This is a genomic window from Actinomycetota bacterium (assembly GCA_014360645.1).
In the GTDB taxonomy this organism is placed as follows: Bacteria; Actinomycetota; Geothermincolia; order Geothermincolales; family RBG-13-55-18; genus Solincola_B.
Genome location: JACIXD010000018.1, coordinates 63,225 through 74,731, shown reverse-complemented (window position 1 = coordinate 74,731; position 11,507 = coordinate 63,225). Strand labels below are relative to the sequence as shown.

General features: G+C 65.3%; 12 protein-coding genes. 3 read left to right on the top strand and 9 right to left on the bottom strand.

What is annotated here, in order from left to right:
- The 3 genes from H5T74_13940 to H5T74_13930 form a co-directional block, all read right to left on the bottom strand.
- A partial coding sequence (locus H5T74_13940; GenBank protein ID MBC7231476.1) for a hypothetical protein occupies positions 1-197 on the bottom strand: 197 nt, incomplete at its 3' end.
- 493 nt (positions 198-690) lie between these two features.
- Positions 691-1,341, bottom strand: a complete 651-nt coding sequence (locus tag H5T74_13935) for a class II aldolase/adducin family protein (GenBank protein ID MBC7231475.1) — start codon at positions 1,339-1,341, stop codon at positions 691-693.
- A 349-nt stretch (positions 1,342-1,690) separates the two neighbouring features.
- Positions 1,691-2,179, bottom strand: a complete 489-nt coding sequence (locus H5T74_13930; GenBank protein ID MBC7231474.1) for a hypothetical protein — start codon at positions 2,177-2,179, stop codon at positions 1,691-1,693.
- Between the two features lie 508 nt (positions 2,180-2,687).
- Here H5T74_13930 and uppS point away from each other — a divergent pair.
- The 3 genes from uppS (at position 2,688) to H5T74_13915 (ending at position 4,958) form a co-directional block, all read left to right on the top strand.
- Positions 2,688-3,365 carry a di-trans,poly-cis-decaprenylcistransferase gene (gene uppS, locus H5T74_13925; protein ID MBC7231473.1) on the top strand — a complete coding sequence of 226 codons (678 nt, stop codon included), beginning with the start codon at positions 2,688-2,690 and terminating at the stop codon, positions 3,363-3,365.
- Positions 3,366-3,787: 422 nt separating this feature from the next.
- A complete protein-coding gene (locus H5T74_13920; GenBank protein MBC7231472.1) occupies positions 3,788-4,048 on the top strand; it encodes a hypothetical protein in 261 nt (86 codons plus the stop codon).
- A gap of 538 nt (positions 4,049-4,586) precedes the next feature.
- Entirely contained in the window at positions 4,587-4,958 is a 372-nt protein-coding gene (locus tag H5T74_13915) for a response regulator (GenBank protein ID MBC7231471.1), read from the top strand.
- A 64-nt stretch (positions 4,959-5,022) separates the two neighbouring features.
- Here the strand turns inward: H5T74_13915 and H5T74_13910 are convergent, their stop codons facing one another.
- The 6 genes from H5T74_13910 to H5T74_13885 form a co-directional block, all read right to left on the bottom strand.
- Positions 5,023-5,670, bottom strand: a complete 648-nt coding sequence (locus H5T74_13910; protein MBC7231470.1) for a zinc-ribbon domain-containing protein — start codon at positions 5,668-5,670, stop codon at positions 5,023-5,025.
- Positions 5,671-5,739: 69 nt separating this feature from the next.
- A complete protein-coding gene (locus H5T74_13905; protein ID MBC7231469.1) occupies positions 5,740-6,561 on the bottom strand; it encodes an amidohydrolase in 822 nt (273 codons plus the stop codon).
- 115 nt (positions 6,562-6,676) lie between these two features.
- Complete coding sequence (locus tag H5T74_13900; protein MBC7231468.1) at positions 6,677-7,633, bottom strand: adenine nucleotide alpha hydrolase family protein; 957 nt, start codon at positions 7,631-7,633, stop codon at positions 6,677-6,679.
- A 26-nt stretch (positions 7,634-7,659) separates the two neighbouring features.
- A complete protein-coding gene (locus H5T74_13895; GenBank protein ID MBC7231467.1) occupies positions 7,660-8,943 on the bottom strand; it encodes a hypothetical protein in 1,284 nt (427 codons plus the stop codon).
- A gap of 146 nt (positions 8,944-9,089) precedes the next feature.
- Complete coding sequence (locus tag H5T74_13890) at positions 9,090-10,331, bottom strand: hypothetical protein (GenBank protein ID MBC7231466.1); 1,242 nt, start codon at positions 10,329-10,331, stop codon at positions 9,090-9,092.
- A 300-nt stretch (positions 10,332-10,631) separates the two neighbouring features.
- Positions 10,632-11,345 (bottom strand): hypothetical protein, encoded by a 714-nt coding sequence (locus H5T74_13885; protein ID MBC7231465.1) that lies wholly within the window; start codon positions 11,343-11,345, stop codon positions 10,632-10,634.
- Positions 11,346-11,507 lie beyond the last annotated feature (162 nt).

The window sequence follows — 11,507 nt, the reverse complement described above, 5'->3', positions numbered from 1 at the left end:
AGCACCCCGATCACGCTGCCCAGGGTCATCCAGGGCAGGGAGCGGGCCAGGGCGGGGCCGTAGGCCAGGCACACCCCGAAGGAGACCAGCGCCACCCAGTAGGCCTTGGCGCCCAAATAGTCGAAGAGCCAGATCCAGAAGAATGCCACCACGGCCAGGACGACCGCGAGGATGGCGTTGCGCGCCATCTTGTTCATACCAACCCCCCCTTACAGGTCTCTTGCCTCGAAGCCGACGCCCGAAAGAAAGTCTATTCCGAAGGTGGTCCGGCCTTCGGCGATGGGGCTAAAGGCCCGGAAACCGAAGTTCGCGTGGCATCACCTCCTCCAGCCGGCCCAGTCCAGCGATTACATTATCCTTTAACTGAACAAGGATAGGCAACACAAACCAGCTTGAAATGTCTGCTCCAAGCCGACCGGTTGCACTATCGTCACATCTTTTCTCTCTATATTCCCTCGCTCTTATGTTTCCACACCTTGGACGCAAGCCCTTCAACCATATTCTCGGGCCTCAGGCGAGGATTATTTAGGCCTTTGCCGGCATCTCTCGGTCCGGCCGCCCGTCGCGAGGGTAAAACCACCCTTAACCCTTCCCTTGATTTGCCGGCATCTCTCCGTCCGCCCGTCCGGCGCGCGGCCCGCTCCGCCCCGCCGGCGGCGGGGTAGCGGGAGATGCGCGGGAGCGCCGCCTCTATCTTCCGCCGCCCTTCATCATGCGGCGCAGGTTGAGAAGGTTTTCCAGAGGCTCGGCGGGGAGCTCCCTCGCCCCGCCCAGTTGCTGGGAGGTGAAGGTCACCTGGGCGCAGAACTCCACCGTCTCCAGGCGGTGGTAGGCCTGCTCCACGTCGCTGCCCCAGCAGAGGACGCCGTGGTTCTCAAGCAGCACTGCGTCGTGGTCCGCGAGGTAGGGCACGATGGCCTCCGCGAGCTCCGGGCTCCCGGGGGGATGGAAGGGGACCAGGGGGACCTCGCCGAGGAAGATGACCGCCTCGGGAATGAGGTGCAGGTCGAGGGGTTTTCCGGCCACGGCGAAGGCGGTGGCCACGGGGGGATGGGCGTGCACCACCCCGCCGATGTCCTCGCGTTCCCGGTACAGGCGGAGGTGCATGGGGGTCTCGGTGGTCGGATAACCCTCCCCGCTCAGCACCTCTCCCTCCATGTTCACTGACAGCAGCTGCCGGGGCAGCATGAACCCTTTGCTCACCAGGGTGGGGGTAATGATCACCGTATCCCCGTCGAGGCGGGCGGATATGTTGCCCGAGTTGGCCGAGGCCATGCCGCGTTGCCATACCCTCTTTCCGATCTCCACGATGAGTTCGCGCAGTTCATCTTCCCTGTCCATGTCCCCTCCTTTTCCCGTAGATGCGTCCCGTGGCGTCGCCCTTTACCGGGCGGGTCGCGCGCGGCACATACCTTTCCCGCGGTGTCCGCCTGCGAGGTAAGGGTATCCACGCGCACAAACCGGCCCGCCTCGTACGCTCCGCCTTCGGCATGCGCAGGCGTATATGCAATGTTTAGATAAATCTATGCCACCCCCGGAGCGGGGGCAAGGCGGGGGAGGGGTGGTCAGGGCCGGGGCCGCCCGTCCGCGGGATCGTCTGCGGATGGGATGCCCTCTCCCACGCCTTACCGGCCTCCTCCACGGATAAGGCCGCTCGTCCTCAGGGTGGCTGCAGGTGCGGGCACAGCCGCTAGAAGATCTTCTTCTCCCACCAGCGCTCGCGCGACGGTCCCTTCTCCCGGTAGACGCGCACGCTGATCTTCTCCACGCGCCTGCCGTTGTCGGGGGGTGCCTCCATGTGGTCGGGCTCCTCGAGGAGGCTCTCCGCCTTCTCGTCCTCGTGCAGGACCAGGGCCGCGAGCACTTTGATGGGAGAGGGCTCCAGGCGGTCCAGCATCTCCTCCCAGCCGCGCCGCGGCTTCCCCATGGACTCGTAGACCTCCATGAGATGCTCGGCGAAGACGAAGGCCAGGGGCTTGATCTTGCTCTCGTAGAGGTCCCTGTCCTCGGGGGTGAACGCCTCGAAGGGGACGTCCATGATGTTCAGGAGTTGCTGGGGGACCTCCAGGCCTTTCTCCTCGAACTTACGCTCCAGCTTCTTGGTGAAAAAGCTGCGGAATAACCTGCGCCTCGCGGGAGTCTGGCGCGCTTCCCCACCCGGTTCGTTCGCTTCCATCATCTTGCTTCGCTGGGTCTCCCGGTCCGGTACATCTCGCCTTCCCTTCAGGACGTCGTTCTTTTATATCGGTAAGAAGGCCGCTTTCTTGAGCGCGAGTTGCCCGTACGGCCACCGCTCATCCGGGGCCGGCCGCTTTCCGGAGGGCGATCCTTACGCGCGGCAACCGCGTGATCTCATATCACAGGGACCGCGTGAAGCTGCACCCGAAACGCAGCGGCCGGGACCGGGAAAAGGATCCGATTCCGGGTATCGGTCAAGGGCGCGCTGCGCCATCTTTGCGTTTGGAAACGTGTGGTTTCCGCGGGGCGCCGGGGATGTGCGCACTGCGACGTCCGCCGCCCCGCCGCGCCCCCGCGGCTGTCTTCCCCCCTGACCCCTTTCCTCTGCTGCCCCGCGTCATGCGGTCCGTGCCCGGCTCCCCCTTTATCCGATATAATCGATTCGCGTGTCCTCGACGTCCGGGAGGTGTGACTTGTCCGGCGCGTACCCCCGCCATATCGGCATCATCATGGACGGCAACGGCCGCTGGGCGAAGATGCGCGGGCTTCCGAGGATAGAGGGCCACCGCCGCGGCGAGGAGTCGATCATGGAGGCGGTGAGGGTCTGCGCGGAGCGCGGGGTGGAGGTCCTCTCGCTCTTCGCCTTCTCCACCGAGAACTGGGAGCGCCCCGAGGAGGAGGTCCGCTTCCTGGTGAACATGAGCCGGGAGGTCCTGCGAAAGCGCATGGAGGAGTTCATGCGCCTGGGCGTGCGCCTACGCCACATCGGCAGTCGCGAGCGCATCCCGCCGGAGATACTGGCCTGGTTCGACATGGCGTACGAGGTCACGCGATCCAACCGGGGCCTCAACCTGAACATCAATTTCAACTACGGGGGCAGGGGAGAGATACTCGACGCGGCGCGCAGGCTGGCGGCCGAGGTGAAGACGGGAAGGATGAACGCCGCGGACGTCGACGAGGCGGCGGTATCTCTTCACCTCTATGCGCCGGAGCTCCCGGATATCGACCTGCTGATCAGGACGGCGGGGGAGATGCGGATCTCCAATTTCATGCTCTGGAGGCTGGCGCGTTCCCGCATGGTGGTGACTCCCGTGCTCTGGCCGGACTTCGGCCGCGCCGAGCTGGAGGGGATCCTGGCCGCCTACCTGGCCGAGGCGGGCAGGGAGAGCGATTACGACCCCTGCTGAAGGGCTGCCTGCGATGACGTTTGCCGGCCATCCTGATATTTCTCCGCACTAACCCGGACTCTTTCCCGCCTTGTGCGGATGACCGGTATCGATGCCGCCAGAGGACAGGCCATTTCATAAGGGCGGATGTCCGGCTCATCGATCGCCCGCGTGGACTTGCCCGGAAGTATGCTTCCTATTTCTGGAGCGAATATCGCATAGCGGTCGTCGATCTTGTGTTCCATACTCTCACTATCCGCCCATGGACATGGAAGTGATATACTGCCATATATTGCCATATTGACGATATAACGGACTCCTGCAGCACCTCCGTCATCCATCACCATGTGGAGACGACTGTTCTATCGGTGACGATTACCCGGAAGGAAAAAAAGAGATAAGGGCGAAGTCTATTAGAGAAATCCTAGGAAAGGAGTGAAAAGATGGCTACGAAACCCGCCAAGAAGCCGGCGGCCAAGAAGCCGGCCGCCAAGAAGCCGGCGAAGAAGGCAGCGGCCAAGAAGCCCGCCAAGAAGACGGCCGCCAAGAAGCCGGCGGCCAAGAAGCCGGCCGCCAAGAAGCCGGCGAAGAAGGCAGCGGCCAAGAAGCCCGCCAAGAAGACGGCCGCCAAGAAGCCGGCGAAGAAGGCAGCGGCCAAGAAGCCCGCCAAGAAGACGGCCGCCAAGAAGCCGGCGAAGAAGTAGCAGCGTTAGCGGATAGAGAGAAGGCAGCAGGGGCCTTCCGCGTGATCCGCCCTCACGGTTAATGTGCGCGGACCGGGAGGGCGGAAGGTAGGACGGCGGAGGGCCTTGCTGCGTCCAACGGTCGTTTCCATGCCGGGATACCCCTCTCACGGGAATCGTTCACGGACGCAGAGCCCGAAATGGCCGCGCGGGAAAGAAGGAATGCCTCCTGACGTCACCGCGAACATGCGCCCGTGCCGTCCGGAGTCCGCCGAGGAGGCTCGAGCTCAGCAGGGACCGGGACCTGTGCGGTGATTCCCCCCTGAACCGGTCGATACGGAAGCGAGTCGCGTGCCCCCCTGAGCCTTTCGACCATGCTTGCGAAGAGGCGGCGCCCGTGCCGCCTGGTTACCGAGACCGCCGCGTCGCCTTTAGCTGGCGAGAGTCCGGGGGGCGCGAGGTCGCCTCCCGGAAGAACGGCGGATAGATGAAGAAAGACGGCTTTCCCCGCGGCCGCTCTCTTTGACCTTGATGGCCGCGCGCGGATATACTCGTATGGATGGGCGAGAAAACGGTGCTGGTTATCGAGGACGACCGTTCCATAGCGAGGCTGGCCGAGATAGTGCTGAACAACCGGGGGCTCAAGACCTACATTTGTCTCGACGCCGGCAACGCCGTGGAGATCGCGCGCCGCCTCGGTCCCGACCTCATCATCCTCGATATCCACATGCCGCGGCGCAGTGGCATGTGGGTGTTGAAAAGGCTGCGGCAGGACAGCGCGACCATGGACACCCCCATCATCGTCAACTCCGTGCTCACGCGCACCCAGAGCATCGAGCAGTTGAAAAAGATGGGTGCGAGCGAATTCGTCCCCAAGAGCGCGGGCATAGAGGCACTGGTGGAGAAGGTGCTCTCCTTTCTCGAGGCCTGAGCTCCCTGGACTCCCGGTGGCGACCCCGGATCTCAAAGCGCCCCGCCGCCTGAGCGAGCGGCCCTCAATCCAGGGAGTAATCGAACACCTTCCACTCGGAGCCGTATTTCCGGAGGTCGAAGACCACCCTGAATTTCTCTCCTTCCACGTCCTCCATGTCCACCCCGACCTCGGCGCGTTCGTTCTTCACCTCCACCTCGTTGGCGTTCCAGCTCTTGAGCCTGGTGGTGGGCTCGATGACCTGGGACTTGAAGGTGCTCAAGGTGTAGTCGCGCTTGAAACGCGATGACGGGTGCAGGAGCTCCCAGGCCGCGCTCGCGTCTCCGTCGTTCACCGCCTCGATGTATTGGTTGGTGACGTCCACGGGAGCCTTGACCGCCCTGAAGACCAGGACGCCCAGCAGGACCGCTCCCACCGCCACCACTACGACGATGGAGACCACGATGATGATCGCAGCCTTCCAGCCCGAACCCATTCTCTTCCTCGCGGGCGGAGGCGGCACCACTCCGGGTACATGGGCGGGCGGCGCTCCCGCGGGGTACTGCCCAAGGGGCGGCTGCGTCCCCGGCGGTGGGGGGGGCGCGGATGCGGGGCCTGCGGAAGGCGGCGGCGCGGACGGAGCGCCGGCGGCCGCGGGTGCCCCGCACGCGGGACAGAAGGCGGCGCCCTCCGACATCTCCCTGCCGCATTTCTGGCAGTAGGCCATGTTCATCTCCTTCCCGGTCTCACGCGCGGGACCTTACGTCCCGCGGCTCATACGGAAATCATCGGCATCCCCGCGTCATTCCTGCAGGCCGAGAAGCTGCGCGGCGTTGTCGTGCAGGAGACGCCGCAGCGTCTCCTCCTTCAGCCCCAGCCCCTTCAGCTCCTCGACTATCCTCCGGCGGGAGACCAGGGGATAATCGCTGCCGAAGAGAGCCTTGTGGGAGAGCACGCGGTCCATGTAACGGACCACGAATTCGGGGATGTGGCGGGGTGCCCAGCCCGCGATGTTGAACCACACGTTAAGGTTGCGCTGGCAGATGGTCATGGTCTCCTCGTACCACGGCCATCCGAAGTGGGCGATGATGATCTTGAGGTCGGGGAAGTCCACCGCCACCTCGTCCATGTCCACGGGCATGCAGTACTTCAGCTTGGTGCCGGTGTGGAACTGGGTGCCGGCGTGAAAGAGCACGGGGATGCCGAGATCCCTCGCCGCCTCGTAAACGGGGTACATCTCGCGGTCGTTGGGCCTGAGCTCCAGGAGGTGGGGGAGGAGCTTCAGGCCGCGCAGGCCAAGCTCCTCGACGGCGCGCCGCAGCTCCCGCACCGCCAGCACGCCCTTGCGCGGATCCACGCTGGCGAAGCCGATGAAGCGGTCGGGGTGCTCGGCCACCGTCTGCGCCACCAGCTCGTTGCTCACCTTGTAGCCCCAGCGCGTCTCCGCGTCGATGGCCACGATCACCGATTTCGCCACCCCCGCGGCGTCCATGTCCTCGAGGGTATCGCCGATCTTGGGCAGGTTTTCCCCGAAGATGCGCAGGTAGCCCTGGCGCATGGATTCGGGCATCGACATTATGGCTTCCTCCGTCCAGAGCTGAGCGTGGGTGTCGATGATCTGCATGCGGTACCTCCCTCTCGCGGTATGCGCCTCCGATAAGATTATAGACCGTCCCCCCGGCCCGCTCCATGACCATGAGATAGAGAGGCGCGCCCGCCCCTTTCGGGGAGGCCGCGGTTCAGCCGCGCTCTCCCCCATCCCGCTCTCGGGGGCGGCGGGAGAACCATTCAGCGAGCTGGCAGAGGGCGCATAAACCCTGGGCGGAGGGCTCGCCGCAGCGCGCGCAGGGACGGCGCGGACTCTCCACCTCCTCCCACTGCGGAGGGAACGCCTGCATGAGGGAGAGCAGGAGCTGGAGCTTGCCGGAGGGCATGACCTCCTCCATGTGCTCGAAAACCCCCTTGAGGGCGTGGCCGCGGGGCGTCCATTCAGGGCACTTGTCCTCGAATACGGGGACCTCCCGCAGGCGGCAGTAGGCCAGGTTCAGCCTTTCCGGCGTGTAGACGAGGGGCTTGACTTTTCGCGGCAGGCCTCCGGTGGGGGGAAGGACGGGCTGCGGGACGTAGTACTTGCGCGAGAGCAGGTTCTTGAAGGTGAAGAGCAGCACGTCCTCCAGGGTATGGGCGGTGGCCACCGCGGTGGCCTCCATGCGCCTGGCCTCGCGGTTCATCAGAGAGCGCTTGATGGCCCCGCAGACCGCGCAGGCATTCCAACCCTTCACCCGCTGCACGCGCAGTCCCAGGTCGTCGAGGCGCACCACCTCCAGGGGGACGCCGGCAAGCTCCGCCTGCGCCTCCACCATCTCCAGGTTGAGGCGCGAGTACTCTCCCATATTGAGGTGGAAATGGAGGGCGCGGAGCTCGAAGTCCATCACCGTGCCCAGGCGCTTGAGGGCGAAGAGCAGGGCGGTGGAATCCTTGCCCCCGGAGACCGCAAGCGCCACGCGGTCTCCCTCTCCCGCCATGGCATGTTTTTCCAGGGCGCGGCGCACGCGGCGCTCGTAGAACCTCAGGAAGCAGTGTTTGCACAGCTTGAGGTTGAACTCCGTCAGGCGCAGGATCTCGGTGCGGTCGCCGCAGATGCGGCATCGCCCCTCTACCATCTCCACGCCGTGCTCGCATGTCGTCTCCATCATGCCCTAAGGATAGCAGACGCCCGTGCTCAAAGTTCTCCGCTGCCGGCGGCTCCGCGGTCGAGGGCGGGCGAGGGCGCGGGGAGGAAGTCCCCCACGGTGAGCTCGGGAAGGCGCAGCACGATGGTGAACCAGGCGCCGGAGGTGGGGATGAGGCTGAGGCTGCCCTGGTGGGCCTGGACGATCCTCCTGGCGATAGCCAGCTCGAGGTCTCCCTCCTCCACACCACCCAGGGGAGGGAAGATCCTGGAGCCGTCGGGCTGACGGCCGCCGGCGTCGCGGTTCCTCATGTTCACCGTGAGCACCACCTCCCCCTCCTCGCTCTTGGCCGAGAGCCTCACCTCCGCACCGGGCCCGGATTTCTTCCTTATGTAGCCGAAGAGGGAGTCGAAGACCCTCTTCATGCGCTGGGCGTCCACCATGAGCGGGGAGAGGTCGGAGGGGACGTTCACCTCCACCCGCATGGGCTCCGGAGAGGATTCCAGCAGGGGCATGCTCGCCTCCAGGAGGCGCTGCAGGCCGACCACCTCCTTCTGGAGCTGCAGCTTGCCCGATTCCAGGCGCGATATGTCGAGGAGGTCTTCCACCAGCCGGGAGAGGTTCTGGGCTTCCCTGGCGATGATCTCCACGTATTCGCGCTCCTTTTCCGGCTCCAGCTTCCGCGAGACCAGCATCTCGCTGAACCCGAGGATGGAGGTCAGGGGGGTGCGCATCTCGAAGCTCACCGCGGAAACGAATGAGGAGGCCGCCCTGTCCATCTGCGAGAGGGAGCGCAGCTCCTCCATAGCCCGCTCTCTCTCCATGGCCTGCCTCCTGCTCTCCGCCCCCGCGCGGTTCACCAGCAAGGAAACCAGGAGGAGGAAGAACAGTTGCGCGGCGATGAGCTGCGCGTCAGATGATTGGGGACGGGAGAGGAGGAGCGCGGTGAACAGGTATGCGGCGGCCGAGAGGCCGGTGAGGAGGGCGGCGGCGCCGGTGGAGGGGAAAAGGCCGGAGCCGAAGGCCGTCACCAGCAGGAGAAGAGGAAAGAGGGGGCTCCTGGCCCCACCGCTGTAATGGACCGCCGCGCAGGCGAGCAGGGACAGCGCCAGGACGGAGCACCACACCAGCAGCCCGAACCCGCGCCCCCGGGGGGTTTCGCGGTAGGGGAGGAGGGCGGCGGAGAGGCTGAGGACCAGCATGGCGAAGAGGGAGAGGAGCGCCATGTCGTAACGGATCGCTGTTGTATGGGGGAGGAGGAGCAGCGCGGCGACGGGCACCATGGAGGCCCACCACAGGCCGCCGAGCATACGGAGAAGGTTATGGCGGTACAAACTCAACCACCTCCTGGCCCGCTTTCTCCGCCGCGGGGAGAGCCGCAGGGGGGCGCCGTGCCCGGCGCTGCCCGAGCCGTGACCCTGACTCGGGGCCGGCGCGGCGAAGTTCCCGCGGCTCCGGATGCCGGCGGCAACGCGTACACCTACAACCCCCTTATGGGAACGTACACGGTGAAGGTGCTGCCCTTCCCCGGCTCGCTCCTCACGCTGATCTTTCCCCCGTGCAGTTCCACCAGGTGCTTGACGATGGCCAGACCCAGGCCCGTCCCCGTGATCCCCCACTGCCCCTGGTTCTCGGCGCGCCGGAAGCGCTCGAAGATGTGCGGCAGGTCCTCGGGGGGGATGCCGATGCCGTGGTCGGTCACGGACACGGTGACGTATTTACCCTCCACGCCGGTATCCACCTCGATGAGGCCGCCCTGGGGCGAGTACTTGACGGCGTTGGAGAGGAGGTTCTTTATCACCTGGTGCATGCGGTCCTGGTCGCAGTAGACCGGGGGAAGCGGTTGGGAACCGAGATATCTCAGCTCGTGGATATCCGTCTGGGACTGGAAGAGATCGATGTCCTCGCGCAGCAGCTCGGCGAGGTCGGTCATATCGCGGTTGAGCTCGATCCCCGCCTCGATCCTGGAGAGGTTGAGCAGGTTGTTGATGAGGCGGGACAGGCGTTCGGATTCGTTAAGGATGATGCGGTAGAACTCCTGTTTTTTCTCCGGCTCCAGGTCCTTGCTCTCCAGGATCTCGCTGAACCCCCGTATGGAGGTCAGGGGGGTGCGCAGCTCGTGGGAGACCATGGAGACGAATTCGGACTTGGCCTTCTCCAGACGCCGGATGAACTCGCCCAGGCTCTCCACCTCGTCCCGCGACTGCTCCTGCCGCCGCAGCTCCAGGGAGAGGCGGTTCGACATCAGGCAGGCCAGGGCGAGGAAGGAGAGGTTCAGCGCCAGGGGCTGCAGGACGGCGCTCTCGGCTCCGGAGCGGGCCAGGACCACCGCGGCGTACATCGCCGCCAGGGCGGCCGTGCTCGCTCCCGCCGCCGACAGCTCGAAGGCCAGACCCGCGGCGATGGGGCCGATGAGCGCGGCGGGGAATAGAGGGCTCTCCACCCCGCCGCTGAAATACACGGCCGTGCAGATGATGAAGTGGTAGAAGAGCAGGCCCACGAAGAGGTCGGGCAGGCGCGGGAAGAGCTTGCCCTGCCTGCTGGGGTAGAGCAGCACCAGGTTCTGCGCGGTCACCAGCACGGCCACGGCGGCCAGGCATAGATAGAGCACTGAGTGGTCCATCTCCTCCCGGTGGGGGAGATGGATGATCACCGCCAGGACGGGCACGGCAACGGCCGCCGCCACCGTCAGAAGCCAGGCAAGCCTGCGTTCCAGTTGCATCGCTCCGCTCTCCACCCCGGCGCGGCCGCCGCGGGGCGGCGTACCGCGATGACGCCTTGCCTATATTATCCTCGTCCCTATCCCTAATCGACCAGCGCCGCCCCTTCGTTTACGGGGGGACCGCCTCACCCGGGGTGCGGATGAAGGGATAGGCCCACGGGCCCCGGGTTCCGGACGTGCCGTCCCAAGCGCGATGCCGAGGCCGGCGCTCGGCTCCAGGCATCCGGGGCCTGGCCGGGTGGGGGATAGAAAAGAGGCCAGGCGCTCGCCCGGCCTCCGTGCCGCAACTGTTCCGGCCGCTTACTTGGGCAGCAGTTCCGCCAGGGGTATGCTGCCCAGGGGAGTATAGGTGAAGTAGGAGCTGCCGTAGCGGTACCAGTAATGGCTCTCCAGGGCCTTGTCCACGTACAGCTTGCTGCGGGCGTTCCAGTCCCACACCTCCAGGATCCCCCTCACCTCGATGTAGGAGTTGTAGGGGTCTATGGCCGCTCCGTTGGTGTCGAAGGTGAAGATGACCCTGGCATCGTCGCCCACGTGGTCGGGATAGCGCGCGCCCACGTCGTTGCCGTAGTGGTTACCGCGCCGCCACAGGTAGGACTGGCCGGCGTTGGACTTCCCGAAGAGGATGAAGGACCGCCCGCCGCTGTGCAGGATGAGCTGCAGGGGCATGTAATCGAGGGAACGTTCGTTGCGGTGCCACTGCACGGTGACGCGCAGGTGCACGTAGTTGGCATGGCTCCAGTTGGCGTTGTAGAGATCGGGCGTGAACCAGTTCATGATCACGCTCTGCGGGTCGAGGTCCGCGGAAGGCGCCACGCCGGTGAAGATGTAGCGGTAGTCGCCCCAGTCTCGGTAGGGCATGGTCGGTTCCTCGAAGGTTGCCTCCTCCGCGGGCTTTTCCGCGACGGCCTGCTCTTCCGCGGCGGTACCTCCCTCTCCCTGCGCCCAGGCCCAACCGACCAGCAGGCCGGAAAGGAGAAGACAGAGGAGGCCGATAAGCGCTGTCCTCTTCATCGCCAGTCCCCCTTGTTTACTTTCGCCACTCTTACCTTAAAAAGGAAACACTATATATCGATTCTAACATATCGGCACTTCGGGGTAACCCCTTGAACCGCTTTCCGGCGTCAGCGGATCGGCGAGGCGGCCGTTCTTCCGTCCACGCGGGGTCTGTCCGGA